This window comes from Nocardioides montaniterrae, from assembly GCF_054782655.1.
Genome location: NZ_BAAGSB010000007.1, coordinates 79,774 through 100,017, shown reverse-complemented (window position 1 = coordinate 100,017; position 20,244 = coordinate 79,774). Strand labels below are relative to the sequence as shown.

Genomic DNA, 20,244 nt, shown 5'->3' with positions numbered 1-20,244 from the left:
GCGAGGGCGCAACGTAGGTCGTGACGTGCGAAGGCCCCGGTCCCCTCGAGGGGACCGGGGCCTTGCGACGTGCGGTGGGGGTCAGACCTTGGCCGACTCCGGAACCGGGGGAGCCTCGTGCGCGTGCTCCTTGTTCCACGCCGAGAGGGCGGGGATCTTGCGGAGGTCGCAGCGGTCGGCGTACTTCTTGGTGATCTCGGTGACCTCCTCCATCAGACCCTGCGAGAGGGTGATGGGGTCGAGGCCGAGGTGCAGGAAGCGGTCGTTGGCGACGTGCAGCTCGTTCTCGTCCGCCTCGTTGCGCGGGTTCGGGAGCATCTGGATCTCGACGCCGGTGCGGTCCGAGATCATCTTCGCCAGGTCGCGGACCCGGTGGGTCTCGGTCATCTGGTTGAGGACCGAGACGCGGTCGCCCTTGGCCGGCGGGTTCTCGATCGCCAGCTGGATGCACTTGACGGTGTCCTGCACGTGGATGAACGCGCGGGTCTGGCCACCGGTGCCGTGGACGGTCAGCGGGTAGTTGATCGCGGCCTGCATCAGGAAGCGGTTGAGGACCGTGCCGTAGTCACCGTCGTAGTCGAAGCGGTTGATCAGGCGCTCGTCGAGCTTGGTCTCCTTCGTCTGGGTGCCCCAGACGATGCCCTGGTGGAGGTCGGTCGCACGCAGCTGGTCGTTCTTGGCGTAGTAGGCCAGGAGGAGCTGGTCCTGCGTCTTGGTCATGTGGTAGATCGAGCCCGGGTTGGCCGGGTAGAGGATCTCCTGCTCGACCACGCCGTTGGCGCCGGTGTCGACCTGGACGGTGAGGTAGCCCTCGGGGATCTGCATGCCGGCGGTGCCGTAGCCGTAGACGCCCATGGTGCCCAGGTGGACGACGTGGATGTCCTGGCCGGACTCGACGACCGCGGCGAGCACGTTGTTGGTCGCGTTGAGGTTGTTCGAGACCGTGTAGCGCTTGTGGTAGCTCGACTTCATCGAGTAAGGAGCGGCGCGCTGCTCGGCGAAGTGCACGATCGCGTCCGGCTGGAAGTCCTCGATGAGGCTCAGCAGGCGGTGGTAGTTGTTCGCCACGTCGATGTTGTGGAAGGCGATGTCCTTGCCGGACACCTCCTTCCAGGCCGCGAGGCGCTCGCCCATCGGGCGGATCGGGGTGAGGCTGGAGACCTCGAGCTCGTTGTCGATGTTGCGACGCGACAGGTTGTCGACGATCGCGACCTCGTAGCCCTGCGCAGACAGGTGGAGGGCGACCGGCCATCCGCAGAAGCCGTCTCCTCCGAGGATCAGTGCGCGCATTGCCTTCCCTTCGTTCGTTTCTTCGATTGCCGGCGCAGCTTCGGGCTGTGCCTGGTTGGAAGCTGCTGCGGCCGCGGGGGCGGCACCAGTGTCCGGTTGGGTCTCATTGTGGGTCACCGGTGCGGCTTCGGCGGGGACCGTGGCGGCCGCCTCGCCGGACGTGCCGGAGTCGGGGGTGGAGGCGGAGATGCGCTCGAACTTCCCCGTCAGCGGGTTGATGTGGATGCCGCACTCCTTGACGGTGTCGACCTCCCACCACCAGCGGCCCGCACGCTCGTCCTCGCCGGCGGAGATCGCGCGGGTGCACGGCGCGCAGCCGATGGAGGTGTAGCCCTTGGAGTGCAGCGCGTTGACCGGGACGCGGTTGTCCTTGATGTAGGCCCAGACCTGCTCGCGGGTCCAGTCGAGCATCGGCAGGAACTTCTGCAGCCCGTGGCCCTCGTCGAAGGAGGAGACCTCCAGGTTGCGACGCGTCTCGCTCTGCTCGCGGCGCAGCCCGGCGATCCAGGCGCGCTTGCCGGCGAGCTGCTTGGTCAGCGGACGCACCTTGCGTACGCCGCAGCAGCCCTCGCGGTTCTCGACGCTCTCGTAGAAGCCGTTCTGGCCGTGCTCGCGCACCCAGGCCGAGACCTCGTCGGGGTCGGGGCTGATCATGTTGATCACGCCGCCGTAGCGCCGGTGCACGTTGTTGGCCAGGGCGTGGGTCTCCTCGGGGAGACGGCCGGTGTCCAGGCTGAAGATCTCGATGTCGAGGTTGTTGCGGGCGATGAGGTCGGTCATCACCATGGCCTCGGGGCCGAAGGCGTTCGCGAGGGTCGCGGGACTCCAGTCGCGTTCGATCTCTTGGAGGAGCGCAAGCGTGTTGCTCAGCGCATCGCTGTAGTCCAAGAGGTGCCCTCTCGTGTGGGTGCAGGTGGCCGGTGGGAGAACCGGCTCGAAGGTCGCTCGATGCTAGCATCGCGACACCGTCGGACCGTGCACCCGCCTCCGTCGGCCGGGGTGATGCGCGTCCCGAGGACCTGACCCCGGAACGAGGAGGAGCGGCGCTCGATGAGGTTGTTCCGTCGACGCCGTGATGACCTCCTGCCCGCCCTGGTGCATCCGCGCTTCTACGCCGCGCAGGTCGGTCTCGACCCGTCGATCGGTGTCGACGACGCCCTCGCCCACTTCGAGACGACCGGCCGCGCGGCCGGCGCTCGCGTCACGGCGCTCTTCGACCCGGCCCACTACCAGGCCGCCGCCCGCGCTGCCGGCCTCGAGGTGACCGGTGACCCGTTCGAGCACTGGCTGGCTGCCGGCGTACCTCGCCGTGTCGTGCCCACCACCCTCTTCGACGAGGCCCACTACCGCGCCCACCACCCGCACCTCGCCGCGGGCGTGTGGGGGTTCGAGGACTTCGTGCGCGACGGCAGCTACCGGCTCGACCGGCAGCCCACCCCGTTCTTCCAGAGCTACGGCGCGAAGGTCCCCGACCGGGCGCGCGAGCGCCACGACCCGGTCCTGACCACCGGCATGCTGCACCGCGCCGACCGCTACGACCTGCGCACCACCTCGTGGCTGGAGCAGGGTGTCGCGACGCTGCGGGCCAAGGTCGAGCGGCTCTCCGAGGGACCCGTGGCCGACCTCGTCGCCAAGGCGATCGCGCTGGAGCCGAGCATCGGCGAGACGCCGCTGGCGATGCGTCCGGGCAGCTTCCCGCCGCACCTGCACTGGAACATGGTCACGGTCGACGCCGCTGACGCCGTACGCCGGACCCTGCCGGTCCAGCACGCCCACACGGTCGTCTTCGCCCCGGACGACGGTGGTGCCGCGCCCGACGACGCCGACGCGCTGTTCGTGCTCACCGGTCCCGGTGCGCGGGCGCCCGAGGGCCGTGCGGTGGCCGACCTGCGCGTGCCCCTCGCGCGCCTGGACCCCCGCCAGCGCCTCCAGGTCGTGCTCGGGCTGGTGCGCGGCGTACGCGCCCAGGAGGTTCTCGCCGTCGACAACGTGCTCGGCACCCGCCTGATCGCGCGCTACGGCCGTCCGCTCGGCAACGAGATGTCGGTGAGCGCGGTCGTCGAGGGCCGTGAGCTGAGCCTCGAGGAGATCGTGGAGCTGCAGCGACGGAGGGACCAGGCATGAGCGACATCACCGCCGTGCTCACCGGCCACAACGAGGGCGAGCTGTTCCCGATCTCGTGGCGCAGCATGCTGGCCGCCGCCGACCACGCGCAGGACCACGGCCTGAGCGTCGACTTCCTCGTCATGCTCGACCGGCCCGACCCGGTGACCGAGGCGAGCGTCGAGCAGATGCGGGGGAGGGCGCGCGTCGAGATCCTCGACCACGGCGACCACGGCATCGTCCGCAACGAGGCGATCCGACTGGTCGAGGGCGAGCACGTCGCGTTCCTCGACGGCGACGACCTGTGGAGCGAGAACTGGCTGACCGCCGCCCACGCGATGTGCCAGACCGAGCCCGGCAACGTCATCGCCCACCCGGCGCTCAACTGGTTCTTCGAGCACCAGCACAACCTCTACTTCCTGCCCGACCAGGCGGACCCCGACTTCGACGCGGCCGCCTTCCTGCGGATCGCGAACGCCTGGGACCAGCTGGCGGTGGCGCCGACCTCGCTGCACCTCGCCCACCCCTACCCGCTGCGCGACCTGGCGACGGGCTACGCGTACGTCGACTGGAGCTGGAACCTCGCCACCGTGGCGGCCGGCTGCGTCCACCGGGTCGTCGAGGACACCATCCACTTCAAGCGCCGCCGTGCGACCTCGCAGCTCACCCTGGCCCAAGCGGCCTGGACGCTCCCGTGGCCGACGGCGGTCCACTCCTACGAGGAGGATCCCGCGTGACGGATGCGGCCCGCCCGGGACTCCGCGTCGAGATCCAGCTCCTCCGGGCGCTGGCCGTGATGGCGGTCGTCCTCAACCACCTGGTGCCCCAGCGACTGCACGGCGGCTACCTCGGCGTCGACATCTTCTTCGTCATCTCCGGCTACCTGATCAGCTCCCACCTGCTGCGCGAGCTCGACCGCGAGGGCAAGGTCCGGCTCGGCCGGTTCTGGGCCCGCCGGGCCCGGCGGCTGCTGCCGGCCAGCCTGCTGGTGCTCGTGCTCTCCGCCATCGCCACGGTGCTCGTCGTACCGGCCACGATGTGGTCGCTGGTGATGAAGCAGATCTCGGCGTGCGCGCTCTACGTCCAGAACTGGTCGCTCGCGCACGACGCGCTCGACTACTTCACGTCCTCGAACTCGCCCTCGCCGGTCACGCACTACTGGTCGTTGTCGGTGGAGGAGCAGTTCTACCTCGTCTGGCCGCTGCTCACGTTCGGTGCCTTCTGGCTCGGGCGGCGTCGGGGTCGTCCGCACGCCGCGGTGCTCGCGATCTTCGCCGTGGTGGTGGCCGCGTCGTTGGCGTTCTCCATCTACTACACGGCCCACTCGCCGAAGGCGGCGTACTTCGTCACGCCCACCCGGATGTGGGAGCTCGGCACCGGCGGGCTGATGGCGTTCGTCCCGACGATGCGCCACCGCGGCCGGCACGGCGTCGCGGCCCTGGGCTGGATCGCCCTGGTCGGATCGGTCGTCGTCTACCAGGAGACGTGGGCGATCCCGGGCTGGCTGGCGCTGGTCCCGGTCCTCGGCGCGGCCGCGGTCATCGTCGCCGGCGACGCCTTCGTCCGTACGCCGCCCCGCGTGGTGCTGCCCCTGATCGGCGCCGGCGTGTGGATCGGCGGCATCTCCTACTCCCTCTACCTCTGGCACTGGCCGCTGATCGTGCTCACGCCGTACGCCACCGACCACCCCAACGGTCCGCTCGCCAAGCTGCTGATCCTGGCGGCGTCGATCGGCCTGGCGTACGTCTCGCTCAAGCTGGTCGAGGACCCGGTCCGGTCCTGGCGGCCGCTCGTCGCCGGCCGGGTGTGGCGCACGCTGGTGCCCGCCGCGCTGGCGATGGCCGTGGTCGTCGGGCTCGCGCAGTTCTACGTCAGCCGTGTCGACGACCGGGTCGTGGCGGTCCAGGACGAGATGCGCGCCGCCGCGGCGAAGGACCCCTGCTTCGGCGCCGCCGCGATGGTCGACCGGTGCGCCCACCCGCACCGGCTGAAGTTCCGCGACGCGCCGCTCGTCACCGTCGTCAACCAGCGGCTGCCCGGCTGGGGCCACTACTGCCAGCAGACGCCGACGGGCACCGAGGTCGTGGAGTGCCAGTTCGGCGTACCCGCCGACCAGGCCACCAAGCGCTTCGCGCTGGTCGGTGACTCGCACGCGGGTCACTGGTACGGCGCGCTCCAGGTGCTCGCCCAGGAGCACCACTGGAACATCACCATGATGGCCAAGTCGTCCTGCGCGATCAGCGCCGAGCCGATCGAGGCAGTCTGGGACCCGACCCTGGCCGACAGCTGCCACACCTGGAGCAAGCAGGTCGTACGCCGCGTCGCCGCCGACCCGGACCTCGACGGCGTCTTCATGTCCGAGATCGGCCGTCGCTACCGCGTCCAGGGTGCTCCCGATGCCGACCAGCAGCGGCTCGAGATCGCGGGCTACCAGGCCGTGTGGCGCCGGTGGACCCAGGCGGGCAAGTCCGTCGCCGTGATCGGCGACGTACCCCAGATGAACAACGGCGACATCCCGACCTGTGTCGGGAAGAGCGGGCTGGCGGCCGACCCCTGCACGACGCCGGTCGCCTGGGCGCTCGCCCCCGACCCGCTCCTGCTCGCTGCCGAGGGTGACCACGACCCCTCGGTGACGCCGGTCGACCTGCACCGCTACTTCTGCGACGCGAAGGTCTGCCACTCGGTGATCGGCGGCATCGTCGCCTACGGCGACGCCAACCACGTGCTGGCGCTGTTCTCGGCCAGCCTGGCCCCCTACCTCGACCGCCAATTGACAGCGGGACCGGACGCGGGCCACTACGCTGACCGCGTTCACGAACGGACGGGACGAACGCGAACACAGAGGGGGAACAGCTGATGGCGCGCGAGGAGAGGACTCGGGGCCGTTGGCTCCGACGCTCGCCGGAACCGGCCTCGGGTGCCGCTGCAGGTCGGGACGAGGAGTCGGCGGCGCCGACGCAGGAGACGGCACGGACCGCCGAGCAAGCTTCCGCGCGCGAGCAGCCGCGCACCCATCTCGGCCCGCGCTTCGACGCGCTGGTGGCCGCCGCGGTCGGTCGGCAGCGTCCGGCGGGCGAGCGGCCGGGCTACGACAGGATCCGCGAGCGGATGGACGTCGGGCACTACCTCCTCCAGGCGGCACACCTGCTGAACAACCCCGACATCGAGCCGGTGCGCAACCTGCTGCGGCAGGGGTCCAAGGCCCGCGTGAACCCCGAGATCAACTTCTCCGCCGACGCCTACCTCAAGCGTCACCCCGAGCGGGCCGAGGAGCGCAGCCCCTACCTCGCCTGGCTCCAGCGCGGACGCGCCGCCGGTGAGATCGCGGACCCTGCCATCGGCATCGAGCGGATGGCCGACGTGCTCGGCATGACGACCCTGGAGCTCGCCGACGAGCTCGGCGCCCGCCGTACCGACCTCCAGCAACGGTTGCGCCACGGCCGGCTCGGCGAGGTGTGGGCCGCGGCGGCCCAGGTCGAGCCGCTGATCGCCGACGCGTGGGTCGAGACGACCCGGCCGAAGATGACGCCGCTGCCGATCGGCCCGGTCGCCCACCAGGTCTCGGCGCTGCACGACTGCCACCGCGCCGCGGAGTTCCGTCGGGCGACGCTGGTGCTCGTGATCGGCGCGGTCGACCAGCCCGACGGCCGCGAGCTCCTGACCGCGATGCTCGACCAGGTCGCCGCCACCGAGGTCGTCGTGGTCGTCACCGACGAGCCCGTCCCGTCCGACGCCGACGTGCCGGCCGGCGTACGACTCCTCGACCTCGCCACCGCGGTCGCTCCGCTCAACCGCGACCCGGCCGAACGCGTCCTGGTCGAGGTGCTGCGCTCGCTGTGTGCGCGCGCGATCCTCGGCGCCCGCTCGGAGATGCTGCTCGACGTGATGACGCCGTACGGCAAGGCGCTGCGCGCCACCGAGCGCGTCTTCCTCACCCTCGAGGGCCTGACCACCGACGTGCTCGGTCCCCGGGGCGACGCCCTGCGGTTCTACTACCGCCACGTCGACGCCGCGGCAGGGTTCCTCGCGATGGATCCCGCGATCGCCGGCCAGGTCGGCGAGCTCTACCAGACGCCCGAGGACGCACGCTCGCTCGTGCACGCGGCGTACGACGACACGACGCGGGCCGCTGCCGTGAGCTGCCTGCTCGAGGAGACCACCCGATGAGCGCCCCGGACGTCGACCTGACCGTCGTCGTGACCGCCCACAACGAGACCGTGGTCTCCGGTCCGACCATGCGGGCCGCGGACATCGCCATCGAGGCGGCGCGGGCGCGCGGCTACGTCGTCGAGGCGGTCATCGCCCTCGACAAGGCGACGCCGGCCACCACGGCGTACTTCACGCAGTCCTGCTTCGACCACTGGGAGCGCTGGGAGTACGCCGAGGGCGACCTCGGCCGCGTCCGCAACGCGCTCCTGCCGCGCACCCGCGGCCGGTTCATCGCGTTCCTCGACGCCGACGACGTGTTCAGCGAGAACTGGCTGGCCGACGGGGTCGCGACGCTCGACGCCGCCGAGCGCGAGGGGCGTCGGCTCATCGCCCACCCCGAGCTCAACGTCCTCTTCGACGGCGCCAACTCGGTGCTGGTCAACATCGACCAGCGCTCGCGGCTGTTCACGCCGTACTACACCTACTTCCGCAACTACCACGACTCGCTCTGCCTGACCCCGCGTCAGGCCCACCTCGACCTTCCCTACGTCTCCCGGGACATCCCCAACGGGCTGTCCTTCCAGGACTGGCACTTCTCGATCGAGACGATGGCCGCGGGCTGGGAGCACGTCGTGGTGCCCGACACCATCATCTTCAAGCGCCGGCGCGACTTCTCGCTCGTGGTCGAGAGCAGCAACCGCAAGTCGATCGTGCGCAAGATCGGCGCCATGGCGATCGACGCCGTCGCGGGCCTGGGTCGCCTGCCGGAGGGAACGGGTTCGTGAAGTCGATCCGCCGCCTCGGGCGTGGTGCTCCCGCGCCGCCGCCACCGGCTCCGGCGCAGCCACCGGTCTCGCCGTACCCCGGCCTGGCCGAGCTGCTGCCCGACGGCGAGCGCCGGCTGGCGGCCCGCCCGCCGTTCCTCAAGCGGCTGCGCACCTCGGTGCACCCACGGTTCTACCTCGCCCAGCTGGCGCAGCTCGACGCCGATGCCGCCGCGGTCCTGGGCGAGGACCTCAGCGTCGAGACCGTGCTCGAGCACTACATCGCCGGGGGTGCCCGCACCGGCCTGCGACCCAGCGCGCTGTTCCACCCCGCCTGGTACGCCGAGCAGGCCGCCGGCCGGGGCCTGGACATCGGCGAGGCGATCCCGTTCCTGCACTGGCTCTCCATCGGCTGGCGCGAGGAGATCGTGCCGACGCCCGTCTTCGACCCGGAGTTCTACGTCGCGCAGAACAAGCCCGCGCGCAACCGGCAGGGGTGGATCTTCGAGCACTACCTCGACGTGGGCTGCCGGCTGCCGCGGTTCATCGCCAGTCGCTACGGCGCTCCGCACTCCGGCGCGCGGTCCGACGACCCCACCTTCGTCGACCCGCTGATGCTGCCCGAGCTCCTGGTCCACAGCGAGGACTACGACCTGCGTGCCACGAGCTGGCTCGAGGAGGGCGTGCTGGCCGCGATGCGGCAGCACGACCGGCTCACGTCCTCGCCCGTGCTGCGCGAGATCTTCGCCAAGGCCGCGATCGACGAACCGCTCGTCGGCTTCCCCAAGTGGGAGGTGCGGCCGGTGACCAGCGCGCTGCACCGCAACTCGCGGTTGCGTCTCCCGGTCGAGGTCGACCGGGCCGAGCTCGCGATCCGGCACCTCGTCGGCGGTCCGATCGACACCGTCATCCTCGTCCCGCACTGCCGGATGGGTGGCGCGGCCCGGGTGTCCGGGATCTTCGCCCACGCGGTCCAGGAGGTCGGCCGGCACGAGCGCGCGCTCATCGTCGCGACCGACCTGCCCGCGTTCGAGCGCCCGGACTGGTTCCCGGACGACGTACCCGTCTTCGACCTCGCCAGCTACCTCGCCCAGATGCGCGACGGCCTGCGCGAGGACGCCCTGCTCGATCTCGTACGCCGCCTCGCGCCGCGGCGCATCGTCAACATCAACAGTCGGCTCGGCTGGCGCCTGCTCACCCGCCACGGTGCGAACCTCGCCTCGATCGCGAAGCTGGGCGCCTACCTCTTCACCTGGGAGATCAACGAGCTCGGCTATCGCGGCGGCTACCCGATCCGCGAGTTCCAGCAGGCGTTCGCCCACCTCGACTGGACGCTGTTCGACAGCGCCGAGCTCCGCGACGAGATGATCACCCGCTACGCCATGCCGGCCGCCGCCGCCGAGCGGCTGGTCCTCGCCCGGACCCCGGTCGACGCGCCGGCGGTCGACGTGGCGGGCGTCTTCGAGCAGCGTCGTACGGCGGGCCTGCCGTTGCGCGCGTTCTGGGCGGGCCGGTTCGACCGGCAGAAGCGCTTCGACCTCGTCGTCGAGATCGCGCGGCGGATGCCCGAGCTGGAGATCTGGGCGTGGGGCAAGGCGGTCATGGGCACCGCGGCCGTCGACTTCGACGACCTGCCGGCCAACATCCGGCTGATGGGCACCTACACCGACTTCGCCGAGCTGCCGCTGGCCGAGCTCGACTTCATGCTCTACACGTCCCAGTGGGACGGAATCCCGACCCTGCTGCTCGACGGCGCGCAGTCGGGCCTGCCGGTCGTCGCGAGCGCCGTCGGCGGCGTCCCGGAGGTCATCACCGAGGACACCGGCTACCCGGTGACCGACCTGCTCGACGCCGGCGCCTACGTCGCCGCCATCGAGGAGCTGGTGGCGGACCCGGCGTCGGCCACCAAGCGGGTGGTCGCGGTCCGCGAGCTGATCGCGCGCGACTTCTCGCTGCCGGAGTACCAGCGGATCGTCGCCACCGCGCTCGAGGTCGGGGGGCCTGATGAGTAGTCATGACATCACCGCGGTCCTGCTGGCCTCGGACGACGGGCCGCTGGTCGGCATCTCCGTGCGCAGCCTGCTGGAGGCGGCCGACGCCGCACGGGGGGCCGGGTTGACGGTCGAGCTGATGGCGGTGCTGGACCGGCCGGACCCGGTGACACGGCAGATGCTGGCCGATGCCGACCGGCAGGGCATCCGGCTCGTCGAGCTGGACGCCGGTGACGCGGGTGCGGCTCGTGCTCGTGCCGTCGAGCTGGCTGACGGCGCCTACCTCTCGTTCCTCGCGGCCGGTGACCTGTGGTCGGGCAACTGGCTGGTGGAGGCGCATCGGCTGGCCGCCGGCGGCTCGCGGGTCGTCGCACACCCCGAGGTCAGCTGGGCCTTCGACCTGCACACCGAGATCTTCTTCAGCGCCGACCAGGCCGATCCGGCCTTCGACCCGCGCATGGTCGACGTGGCGAACCCGTGGGACCCGATGGCGCTGGCCCCGGTCGAGATGCACCGCGCGCACCCGGCGGGCGTCCGGCGTACGCCGGCGGAGACGGCGCTCGACGAGTGGCGCCTGCACCGCGCCACCCATGCCGACGGCTGGGTGCACCGGACGGCACCCGACACGGTCCGCTTCCGGCGCATCCGGTACGGCGAGCTCGACGGGCACACGATGTCCCACGGCCACGGTGGTGGGGCGTACCTGCAGTCGGGCTGGGCGCCCGACGCCTGATCGGTCGCTCGGACCGGCTCGCTCAGGCGATGCCGTGCCAGCGCAGGGTCTGGGTCAGGCCCTCGTGCAGCTCGACGACCGGCTTCCAGTCGAGCACCTCGGCGGCACGGCTGACGTCCAGCACGTTGCTGCGCACGTCGGTCTCACGCGCCGGCTTGAAGTCGAGGTCGAAGCGGATGCCGGAGATCTCCTCGATGCCGCGGACGAGGTCCATCACGGACGTCGCGACGCCGGTGCCGACGTTGAGCGTCGTGCGCGGCGCACCGTCCAGCTCGACCGCCGCTTGGAACGCGGCGGTGACGTCGCTGACGTAGACGTAGTCACGGGTCGCTGAGCCGTCGCCGAAGATCGTGACCGGCCGGCCCACGCTGTGGTGCTCGATCAGAGCCGGGATCAGACCCTGGCCGTGCTTGAGGTGCTGGCCCGGGCCGTAGGCGTTGGCGATCCGCAGGCTTACGTGCTCGAGGCCGTTGACCTCGCCGTGCAGGGCCAGGGCCTTCTCGATCATCAGCTTGCTGATGCCGTGGGACGAGATGGGGTTGGTCGTCTGTCCCTCGTGGATCGGGCCGTCCTCACCCGCGCCGGGGCCGTAGACCGTGCCGCCGGACGACGCGAACACCACCCGGCGTACGCCGTTGTCGACGCACTCGTCGAGGAACGCGGCCTGCGGGATGACGTGCTCCTGGAACTCGCCGGCCACCCACTTGCCGCTCGTCGCGGGCGAGGTCGTACCGATGAGCTGGACGACCGTGTCGATCCCGGGAAGGAGCCGGCGTACGGCGTGGAGGTCGCGGAAGTCGACCTCGGCGGTGCGTACGCCGCTGAACCCGTCGAACGTCGTGTCGGTGTCGAACTCGCGTGCCGCGGCCAGCACCTCGTGGCCGGCCTCGGCGAGCTGGCGGGTCACGGCCTGTCCGAGAAAGCCTCGTGCTCCGAAGACTCCGATCATGGGACCCATCATGGCAGCCGCTCGATCCGGGCTGGAAGGATGACGTCCATGCAGCCCTGGCTCGAACTCGTCATCGGCATCGCCGTCGTCGGCGTCCTGGCACTCGCCGGATTCGTGGGCACCAGCCTGCGTCGCCGCGGCGCGCAGGCGCCGACCAAGGTCCCGCCGGTCATCACCCCGCCGGTCGAGACGCCTCCGTCGGACGAGACCTCTCCGGCGGTCGAGCCTGCCGAGACGCCGGCGGTCGAGCCTGCTCCGACGGTCGAGGCACCGGAGAAGGTGGGCAGCCGGCTCCAGCGCCTGCGCGCCCGCCTGGCCGGCTCCGGCACGCTCGGCAAGGGCCTGCTCGGCCTGCTCAGCAAGGAGCAGCTCGACGAGGACACCTGGGAGGCCATCGAGGACCTCCTCATCGGTGCCGACCTCGGCGTCGGACCGACCCAGGAGCTGGTCGAGAAGCTGCGCACGCGCCTGCGCGTCGAGGGCGGTACGTCGAGCCCGCGCGACGTGCTGCGCGAGGAGCTGATCAACCTGGTCGGCCCCGACATGGACCGCGCGCTCCGCGTCAGCGGCGAGGGGGACAACCCGGGCGTGGTGCTGATGGTCGGCGTCAACGGCACCGGCAAGACCACCACCTGCGGCAAGCTGGCCCGGATCCTGGTCGCCGAGAACCGCACCGCCGTGCTGGGCGCGGCCGACACCTTCCGCGCCGCCGCCGCCGAGCAGCTCTCGACCTGGGGTGAGCGCGTCGGTGTCGAGGTCGTCCGCGGCCCCGAGGGCACCGACCCCGCCTCGGTCGCCTTCGAGGCGGTCAAGGAGGGCGTCGCCAAGGGCGTCGATACCGTCGTGGTCGACACCGCGGGCCGGCTGCAGAACAAGGCCGGCCTGATGGACGAGCTCGGCAAGGTCAAGCGCGTCATCGAGAAGCAGGCCCCGGTCACCGAGGTCCTGCTGGTCCTCGACGCCACCACCGGTCAGAACGGCTTGGTGCAGGCCAAGGTGTTCGCCGAGGTCGTCGACGTCACCGGCATCGCCCTGACCAAGCTCGACGGCTCCGCCAAGGGCGGCATCGTCGTCGCGGTGCAGCGCCAGCTCGGCGTACCCGTCAAGCTCGTCGGCCTCGGTGAGGGCCCCGACGACCTGGCACCTTTCGACGCCACGGCGTTCGTCGACGCACTCCTGGGGTGAGCCCGTGCGCCGCGTGCGTGCGTGATCCAGCGTTGACATTGCGGCGTTAGAAGTAACGTCCCCGAAACATGTCGCGGCAGGCCGCGAAATCTCCTCACACCACTGTGGGTGCCGCGGTGGCGAACGTTGCCGCTGACGACGATCCGCCGAGTGATCGCGTCACTGGCAATGGAATGGAGGTTCCGTGGACGGTTATTACGCCTTCTTCATGATCGCGACCGCACTGGTCCTGATGATGACCACGCCCGCCCTCGCGCTCTTCTACGGCGGCATGAGCCGCTCCAAGAGCGTGCTGAACATGATGATGATGTCGTTCATCTCGATGGGCGTCGTCGGCATCGTGTACGTGCTCTGGGGCTGGTCGATGTCCGGTCTCGACCCGGTCAACGGCTTCGGCAACCACAAGCTGATCGGCACCGTCTTCTCCGGCTTCGGGCTCAACAACGAGACGTGGTCCGTGACCACCTCGCACGGCACCGGTTCGACCTACATCTGGGTCGCCTTCCAGCTGACCTTCGCGGTCATCACCGCCGCCCTGATCTCCGGCTCGATCGCCGACCGCGTCAAGCTGTCGGCCTGGGTCGTCTTCATCACCCTCTGGGTCACGCTCTGCTACTTCCCGGTCGCCCACAACGTCTGGGGTGGCGGCTGGCTGAACCACCACGCCGCTGCGCTCGACTACGCCGGTGGCACGGTCGTCCACATCAACGCCGGTATCGCCGGCCTGGTCCTCGCGGCGGTCATCGGCAAGCGCGTCGGCTTCATGAAGGAGCCGATGAAGCCCCACAGCCTCCCGCTCACCATGATCGGTGCCGGCCTGCTGTGGTTCGGCTGGTACGGCTTCAACGTCGGCTCGATCGTCTTCGTCGCCGCTGACGGTGGCGAGAAGGACATGGTCCAGTTCATGGGCGAGACCGGTGCGACGTTCCTCAACACCACGGTTGCCACCATGACCGCCATGCTCGCCTGGCTCGTCGTCGAGCGCCTGCTGCACGGCAAGGCCTCGGCCCTCGGCGCCGCGTCCGGCATCGTCGCCGGTCTCGTCGCGATCACCCCGGCCTGTGGTGCGGTCACGATGACCGGTGCGATCGCCGTCGGTGGCGTCGCGGGTGCCCTGTGCGCCGTCGCGGTCGGCCTGAAGTTCAAGCTCAAGCTGGACGACTCGCTCGACGTCGTCGGCGTCCACCTCGTCGGCGGTATCGTCGGCGCGCTGCTCATCGGCCTGCTGGGTGCGAAGAGCTCGCCCTCCGGCATCGACGGCCTCTTCTACGGTGGCGGCATGAGTCTCTTCTGGATCCAGCTGAAGGCGGTAACGTTCACGCTCGTGTGGACCGGCGTCATCACGACGATCCTCGCCTTCGCGATCAAGTACACGATCGGTTGGCGGATCAAGCCCGAGGCTGAGGTCGACGGCATCGACGGCGACCAGCACGGCGAGTCCGCGTACGACATCTCTCACGGATCTGGAGTTCTGGCATGAAGCTCGTGACCGCAGTCATCAAGCCCCACAAGTGGGAGGACGTGCGCGAGGCCCTCGAGACGTTCGGTGTCACCGGAATGACGGTGTCCGAGGTCAGCGGCTACGGCCGTCAGAAGGGTCACACCGAGGTCTACCGCGGTGCCGAGTACGACATCGCGCTGGTCCCCAAGATCCGCATCGAGATCGTGGTCGACGACCAGGACGCCGAGGACATCGTGGGTCTGGTCGTCAAGACCGCCCAGACCGGTCGCATCGGCGACGGCAAGGTGTGGGTCAGCCCGATCGAGTCCGTCGTCCGGGTCCGCACCGGCGACACCGACAGCGCCGCGCTCTGACCTGACCGGTCCGAGAACCTCGCCGCATTGATAACAACCCTGTGCGCCCCCTGTTACATCGCTGTAACAGGGGGCGCACATGGTTCACCCATGACTGATCCCGGAGTCTTCGCCGGCAACACCGCCTGGCTGCTCGCTGCCACCGCCCTGGTCCTGATCATGGTCCCGGGACTCGCCTTCTTCTACGGCGGCATGGTGCGCGCCAAGAGCGTGCTGAACATGATGATGATGGTCTTCGGCGCACTCGCCGTGGTGACCGTCGTGTGGGTGGTCGTCGGCTACTCGCTGGCGTTCGGCAAGGACATCGGTGGGGGACTGCTCGGCGACCCGACGCAGTACTTCGGGTTCAAGCACCTGCTCGAGTCGAAGCCGGGGGAGGCCTTCCCGAGCAGCCTGTTCGCCATCTTCCAGGGCCTGTTCGCCGTGGTCACCGTCGCGCTGATCGCCGGCGCGATCGCCGACCGCACCAAGTTCGGCACCTGGCTCATCTTCTGTGGCCTGTGGACCGTCGCGGTCTACGCACCGGTCGCGCACTGGATCTTCGCCAGCGGCAGCGGCTGGATGACCAGCAAGCTGCACGCCCTCGACTTCGCCGGAGGTACGGCGGTCGAGATCAACTCCGGTGCCGCCGGGCTCGCCGCGGCGCTCGTCCTCGGCCAGCGGCTGGGCTTCGGGCGTGATCCGATGAAGCCGCACAACCTGACCCTGGTCATGATCGGCGCCGGCCTGCTCTGGTTCGGCTGGTTCGGCTTCAACTCCGGCTCGGCGCTCGCCGCCGACGACAAGGCCGCCATCGTGTTCGTCAACACCCTCGTCGCGGGCTGCACCGGCCTGCTGGCCTGGCTCGGCATCGAGCGGTGGCGCGACGGCCACGCGACGTCCTTCGGTGCCGCCTCCGGCGCCGTCGCCGGCCTGGTCGCGATCACCCCGGCCTGCGGCTACGTCACCCCGATCGGAGCGATGGGGGTCGGCCTGGTCGCCGGCACCGTCTGCGCCGCCGCGGTCGGCCTCAAGTACCACTTCGGGTACGACGACTCGCTCGACGTCGTCGGCGTCCACCTCGTCGGCGGCCTGGTCGGCACGATCCTGATCGGCCTGCTCGCCCAGAGCGACGTCGCGGGCGTCGACGGCCTGTTCTACGGCGGCGGCCTCGACCAGCTCGGCAAGCAGACCGTCGCCGCGGGTGCTGCCCTGGCCTACTCCTTCCTCGTCACCGCCGCGCTGGTCTGGCTGCTGGAGCGCACGATCGGCTTCCGCATCCACGGCGACCACGAGGCCACCGGTGTGGATCTCGTGATCCACGCGGAGGCGGCGTACGACCTGCACGTGACCGGCTCCCGCCCGCACTTCAGCGGCAGCACCGGACACCTGAGCTGATCGCCCGATGACCGCCGCCGATCGCCACGAGCGCACCCTGCGCGCCGACGAGCTCTGCTCCTCGGCGTACACCCGGGCTGGGGGGCCCGAGGTCGGGTTCGCGCTGGTGGCGGTCGGCGGCTACGGGCGCGGCGAGCTCGCGCCCTTCTCCGACCTCGACGTGGTGCTCGTGGCCGACGAGGAGTCCGACCAGGAGCTGTTCGCGCAGCTCGGCTCGACGATCTGGTACCCGCTGTGGGACTCCGGCGCCAAGCTCGACCACTCGGTGCGGACGCTGCCCGAGATGATCGAGGCGGCCGAGAACGACATCCGCGTCGCTGCGGGCGCGCTGGACATCCGCCACATCGCCGGTGACCCGAACCTGACCCTGCGGGTCCGCACCATGCTGCTCGGCGCCTGGCGCCGTGACGCGCGGCGCCGGCTGCCCGAGCTCGGCGACCTCTGTCGCCAGCGGCACCGCCAGGTGGGCGAGCTGGCCCACCTCTCGGTGCCCGACATCAAGGAGGCCGAGGGTGGCCTCCGTGACGCGACGGTCCTGCAGAGCCTGACGGCGACCTGGCTGGTCGACGTACCGGCGGCCGACCTGCAACGCTGCCGCGGTCAGCTGCTCGACGTGCGCGACCTGCTGCACGAGCTGGCCGGCCGGGGGACCGACCGCATCTCACCGGAGTACTGGTCCGGCATCGCCCAGGGGTTGGAGCTGGACACCGAGGCGGCCGCCCAGCGGTACGTGCGCGAGCTCGGTCGCCGCATCACCCACCTCTCGCGGCTGGCCTGGCGACGCGCCGACGGCGTGGTCGCCCGCCCGCGCTCCGGAGCCGGTCGACGCCCGGCGCTCGAGCGGATCGCGCCCGGCGTCGCGCTGTCCAACGGCGAGGTCGTCCTCGCTCCCGGCGCCGAGCCGAGCAAGGACCCGATGCTGCTGCTCCGAGCCGCCGCCGAGGCCGCGACCCGCGACGCCGTGCTCGCACCGCCGACCGCGGCGCGCCTGGCCGCGAACACGCCGCCGCTGCCGACGCCCTGGCCAGCCGAGGCACGCCACGAGTTCGTCCGCCTGCTCGGCGCCGGACGCGGCCTGCTGGCCGTCTGGGAGACCCTCGACGAGACCGGTGCGCTCGACGTGATCCTTCCCGAGTGGGAGCGGATCCGGCTGCTGCCGCACGCCTCGGTGATCCACCGGTTCACTGTCGACCGGCACGTCGTCGAGACCTGCATCGAGGCGTCCTCGCTGATCCGCACCGTGTCGCGTCCCGATGTGCTGCTGGTCGCCGCGCTGCTGCACGACATCGGCAAGGGCGGCGTCGTCGAGCACAGCCTCGCCGGCGCGCCCATCGCACGTGAGATCGCCGCCCGCATGGGCTTCACCGAGACCGAGGTCGACCTGATCGGTCAGCTGGTGCGCTGGCACCTGCTGCTCGCCGAGGTCGCCACCACGCGCGACCCGGACGACCCGGCGACCATCGAGAAGGTCACCGAGCACCTCGACAGCCCCGAGGCCATCTTGTTGCTCGCCGCCCTCACCGAGGCCGACGCCAAGGCCGCGTCCGGTCAGGCGTGGACCACCTGGCGCGCCGGCCTGGTGCGCGGCGTCGCCCGCCGCGCCATCGCCGCGCTCGAGCTCGGCCGGATGCCGGTGGCCTTCGACGAGGAGCAGATCGAGATCCCCGCGGCCGCCGTTCAGCGGGGCCTGTCCATCCAGGTCGAGTCGCTCGCCGACGGCGCCAGGGTCACCTGGGTGACGCCCGACCGCGTGGGCCTGCTGGCCGATGTGGCCGCGGTGTTCGCGCTGAGGCGGGCCGGCGTACGTGCCGCGCGGGTGTGGAACCAGGGCGACTACGCCATCTCCGTGTGGGACATCGCGGCCGACCACCTCGACGCCGGCGCGCTCAACGACCAGTTCGACACCATCGTCGAGGGCCGGGTCGACCCTGCCCTCCGGCTCGCCCCCAAGCCCGGTGGCGCCGCGCGGTTGGCGCCGACGGTCGTCGTACGTCCCGAGGCCAGCAACCAGGCCACGGTGATCGAGGTGCGGACCGCCGACATGCTCGGTGTGGTCTACCTCGTCTGCTCCACGCTCGCCGAGCTCGGCATCTCGGTGCGCTCCGCGCACGTCTCGACCGTCGGACCGCAGGCGGTGGACGTGTTCTACGTCCAGGAGGAGTCGGCGGGGGCGCTGCCGGACGACCGGGCGGCCGCCGCGGCGCACGCGATCAGGGAGCGCCTGACCGAGTCTGCGTGATCGCCCGTAAACTGAGGCCTCTCACCGCAGCATCGACGTACATCGACCTATCGAGGACGACTCACTCTTGTTCGCCACACTCTCCGACCGCCTCTCCGCGACCTTCAAGAACCTGCGGGGCAAGGGCCGCCTCTCCGAGGCCGACATCGACGCCACCGCGCGCGAGATCCGCATCGCGCTGCTCGAGGCCGACGTCGCCCTGCCGGTGGTCAAGTCCTTCGTCGAGGCCGTCAAGGAGCGCGCCCGCGGCGAGGAGGTCAGCGGCGCGCTGAACCCCGCGCAGCAGATCGTCAAGATCGTCAACGAGGAGCTCGTCACCATCCTCGGCGGCGAGACCCGCCGCCTGCGCTACGCCAAGAGCGGCCCGACGGTCATCATGCTGGCCGGTCTGCAGGGTGCCGGAAAGACCACGCTCGCGGCCAAGCTCGCGCTCTGGCTCAAGGAGCAGGACAAGTCCCCGCTGCTGGTCGCCTGCGACCTCCAGCGCCCCAACGCGGTCAAGCAGCTCCAGGTCAACGGTGAGCGGGTCGGCGTACCCGTCTTCGCGCCGGAGCCCGGCAACGGCGTCGGCGACCCGGTCGCCGTCGCCCGCGAGTCGATCGAGGAGGCCAAGCGCAAGCTGTACGACGTCGTCATCGTCGACACCGCCGGTCGTCTCGGTGTCGACACCGAGATGATGAGCCAGGCCGCGGCCATCCGCGACGCGGTCTCGCCCGACGAGGTGCTGTTCGTCGTCGACGCCATGATCGGCCAGGACGCGCTGACGACCGCGCAGGCCTTCCTCGACGGCGTCGGGTACGACGGCGTCGTCCTGACCAAGCTCGACGGCGACGCCCGCGGCGGTGCCGCCCTGTCGATCCGGCAGGTCACGGGCCGTCCGGTCATGTTCGCCTCGACCGGCGAGAAGCTCGACGAGTTCGACGTCTTCCACCCGGACCGGATGGCCTCGCGCATCCTGGACATGGGCGACATGATGACCCTGATCGAGCAGGCCGAGAAGGCCTTCGACCAGGAGGAAGCTCTCAAGGCCGCGCAGAAGCTGACCGGGCAGGGCGGCGAGTTCACGCTCGACGACTTCCTCTCCCAGATGCAGCAGCTGCGCAAGCTCGGCTCGATGCAGAAGATCCTCGGGATGCTCCCGGGCATGGGCCAGATCCGCGACCAGCTCGAGAACTTCGACGAGCGCGAGATCGACCGCGTCGAGGCCGTCATCCGCTCGATGACCCCGGCCGAGCGCGCCAACCCCAAGATCATCGACGGCTCGCGCCGCGCCCGCATCGCCAAGGGCTCCGGCCGCAGCGTCTCGGACGTCAACGGCCTGGTCGACCGGTTCTTCGAAGCCCGCAAGATGATGATGCAGATGGCCCGTGGCGGCGGCATGCCCGGTCTCCCGGGGATGCCCGGCGCGCCCGGTGCCGGCGGCGGCAAGCGCGTCACCGCCAAGCAGAAGGCCAAGCAGCAGGGCAAGGGCGGCAAGCGCCGCTCCGGCAACCCGGCCAAGGCGGCCCAGGAGGCCGCGGCCGCCGCGTCGAAGGCCAGCGAGCGTCCGGCCGGCAACCCGTTCGGCATCGGTGAGGACATCGACTACGAGGCCGCCGCCGCGAACCTCAAGCTGCCCAAGGGCTTCGAGGACTTCCTCAAGTAGCGGC

The 20,244-nt window shown here is 70.8% G+C and carries 15 protein-coding genes; 13 read left to right on the top strand and 2 right to left on the bottom strand.

From position 1 onward, the window contains the following. Nucleotides 1–81: 81 nt before the first annotated feature. The gene (locus ACYVJ3_RS11980) at nucleotides 82–2,178 is read right to left on the bottom strand and encodes a phosphoadenylyl-sulfate reductase (RefSeq protein ID WP_460853229.1); all 2,097 of its coding nucleotides are present in this window, start codon (nucleotides 2,176–2,178) and stop codon (nucleotides 82–84) included. Between the two features lie 162 nt (nucleotides 2,179–2,340). Here ACYVJ3_RS11980 and ACYVJ3_RS11975 point away from each other — a divergent pair, with 162 nt between their 5' ends. Genes ACYVJ3_RS11975 through ACYVJ3_RS11945 form a run of 7 tightly spaced genes read left to right on the top strand, consistent with a single transcriptional unit; the run spans nucleotide 2,341 to nucleotide 11,030 of the window. Beyond that, nucleotides 2,341–3,414 (top strand): hypothetical protein, encoded by a 1,074-nt coding sequence (locus ACYVJ3_RS11975; protein WP_460853228.1) that lies wholly within the window; start codon nucleotides 2,341–2,343, stop codon nucleotides 3,412–3,414. Further along, on the top strand, nucleotides 3,411–4,130 hold the full coding sequence (locus ACYVJ3_RS11970) for a glycosyltransferase family A protein (protein WP_460853227.1): 720 nt from the start codon (nucleotides 3,411–3,413) through the stop codon (nucleotides 4,128–4,130). The genes ACYVJ3_RS11975 and ACYVJ3_RS11970 overlap by 4 nt, the downstream gene beginning before the upstream one ends. After that, a complete protein-coding gene (locus ACYVJ3_RS11965) occupies nucleotides 4,127–6,250 on the top strand; it encodes an acyltransferase family protein (RefSeq protein WP_460853224.1) in 2,124 nt (707 codons plus the stop codon). Before ACYVJ3_RS11970 ends, ACYVJ3_RS11965 begins: the two co-directional genes overlap by 4 nt. Then, entirely contained in the window at nucleotides 6,250–7,560 is a 1,311-nt protein-coding gene (locus tag ACYVJ3_RS11960; protein ID WP_460853223.1) for a hypothetical protein, read from the top strand. Before ACYVJ3_RS11965 ends, ACYVJ3_RS11960 begins: the two co-directional genes overlap by 1 nt. Beyond that, nucleotides 7,557–8,327 (top strand): glycosyltransferase, encoded by a 771-nt coding sequence (locus ACYVJ3_RS11955; RefSeq protein ID WP_460853222.1) that lies wholly within the window; start codon nucleotides 7,557–7,559, stop codon nucleotides 8,325–8,327. Before ACYVJ3_RS11960 ends, ACYVJ3_RS11955 begins: the two co-directional genes overlap by 4 nt. Further along, on the top strand, nucleotides 8,324–10,318 hold the full coding sequence (locus tag ACYVJ3_RS11950) for a glycosyltransferase family 4 protein (RefSeq protein WP_460853221.1): 1,995 nt from the start codon (nucleotides 8,324–8,326) through the stop codon (nucleotides 10,316–10,318). Before ACYVJ3_RS11955 ends, ACYVJ3_RS11950 begins: the two co-directional genes overlap by 4 nt. Next, nucleotides 10,311–11,030 carry a hypothetical protein gene (locus tag ACYVJ3_RS11945; RefSeq protein WP_460853220.1) on the top strand — a complete coding sequence of 240 codons (720 nt, stop codon included), beginning with the start codon at nucleotides 10,311–10,313 and terminating at the stop codon, nucleotides 11,028–11,030. Before ACYVJ3_RS11950 ends, ACYVJ3_RS11945 begins: the two co-directional genes overlap by 8 nt. A gap of 22 nt (nucleotides 11,031–11,052) precedes the next feature. On the opposite strand, the gene ACYVJ3_RS11940 is transcribed toward ACYVJ3_RS11945, so the two are convergent. Beyond that, on the bottom strand, nucleotides 11,053–11,979 hold the full coding sequence (locus ACYVJ3_RS11940; protein ID WP_460853219.1) for an NAD-dependent epimerase/dehydratase family protein: 927 nt from the start codon (nucleotides 11,977–11,979) through the stop codon (nucleotides 11,053–11,055). Between the two features lie 48 nt (nucleotides 11,980–12,027). On the opposite strand from ACYVJ3_RS11940, the gene ftsY reads away from it, so the two are divergent. From ftsY to ffh, 6 genes are all read left to right on the top strand, one after another. After that, nucleotides 12,028–13,164: a signal recognition particle-docking protein FtsY gene (ftsY, locus tag ACYVJ3_RS11935; RefSeq protein ID WP_460853218.1), complete on the top strand. Its 1,137-nt coding sequence runs from the start codon at nucleotides 12,028–12,030 to the stop codon at nucleotides 13,162–13,164. Nucleotides 13,165–13,348: 184 nt separating this feature from the next. After that, nucleotides 13,349–14,644, top strand: a complete 1,296-nt coding sequence (locus ACYVJ3_RS11930) for an ammonium transporter (RefSeq protein WP_460853217.1) — start codon at nucleotides 13,349–13,351, stop codon at nucleotides 14,642–14,644. Beyond that, the gene (locus ACYVJ3_RS11925; RefSeq protein ID WP_460853216.1) at nucleotides 14,641–14,979 is read left to right on the top strand and encodes a P-II family nitrogen regulator; all 339 of its coding nucleotides are present in this window, start codon (nucleotides 14,641–14,643) and stop codon (nucleotides 14,977–14,979) included. The genes ACYVJ3_RS11930 and ACYVJ3_RS11925 overlap by 4 nt, the downstream gene beginning before the upstream one ends. A gap of 90 nt (nucleotides 14,980–15,069) precedes the next feature. Continuing rightward, a complete protein-coding gene (locus ACYVJ3_RS11920; RefSeq protein ID WP_460853215.1) occupies nucleotides 15,070–16,356 on the top strand; it encodes an ammonium transporter in 1,287 nt (428 codons plus the stop codon). A 7-nt stretch (nucleotides 16,357–16,363) separates the two neighbouring features. Beyond that, a complete protein-coding gene (locus tag ACYVJ3_RS11915) occupies nucleotides 16,364–18,595 on the top strand; it encodes a [protein-PII] uridylyltransferase (RefSeq protein WP_460853214.1) in 2,232 nt (743 codons plus the stop codon). Between the two features lie 67 nt (nucleotides 18,596–18,662). Beyond that, nucleotides 18,663–20,240 carry a signal recognition particle protein gene (gene ffh / locus ACYVJ3_RS11910; protein WP_460853213.1) on the top strand — a complete coding sequence of 526 codons (1,578 nt, stop codon included), beginning with the start codon at nucleotides 18,663–18,665 and terminating at the stop codon, nucleotides 20,238–20,240. The last annotated feature ends 4 nt before the right edge of the window (nucleotides 20,241–20,244 follow it).

What these genes read in the sequence shown, in the direction of transcription:
- ACYVJ3_RS11975 (WP_460853228.1), top strand. Translation starts at nt 2,341, where the DNA reads ATGAGGTTGTTCCGTCGACGCCGTGATGACCTCCTGCCCGCCCTGGTG.
- ACYVJ3_RS11970 (WP_460853227.1), top strand. Translation starts at nt 3,411, where the DNA reads ATGAGCGACATCACCGCCGTGCTCACCGGCCACAACGAGGGCGAGCTG.
- ACYVJ3_RS11960 (WP_460853223.1), top strand. Translation starts at nt 6,250, where the DNA reads ATGGCGCGCGAGGAGAGGACTCGGGGCCGTTGGCTCCGACGCTCGCCG.
- ACYVJ3_RS11955 (WP_460853222.1), top strand. Translation starts at nt 7,557, where the DNA reads ATGAGCGCCCCGGACGTCGACCTGACCGTCGTCGTGACCGCCCACAAC.
- ACYVJ3_RS11945 (WP_460853220.1), top strand. Translation starts at nt 10,311, where the DNA reads ATGAGTAGTCATGACATCACCGCGGTCCTGCTGGCCTCGGACGACGGG.
- ACYVJ3_RS11940 (WP_460853219.1), bottom strand. Translation starts at nt 11,979, where the DNA reads ATGATCGGAGTCTTCGGAGCACGAGGCTTTCTCGGACAGGCCGTGACC.
- ftsY (WP_460853218.1), top strand. Translation starts at nt 12,028, where the DNA reads ATGCAGCCCTGGCTCGAACTCGTCATCGGCATCGCCGTCGTCGGCGTC.
- ACYVJ3_RS11925 (WP_460853216.1), top strand. Translation starts at nt 14,641, where the DNA reads ATGAAGCTCGTGACCGCAGTCATCAAGCCCCACAAGTGGGAGGACGTG.
- ACYVJ3_RS11920 (WP_460853215.1), top strand. Translation starts at nt 15,070, where the DNA reads ATGACTGATCCCGGAGTCTTCGCCGGCAACACCGCCTGGCTGCTCGCT.
- ACYVJ3_RS11915 (WP_460853214.1), top strand. Translation starts at nt 16,364, where the DNA reads ATGACCGCCGCCGATCGCCACGAGCGCACCCTGCGCGCCGACGAGCTC.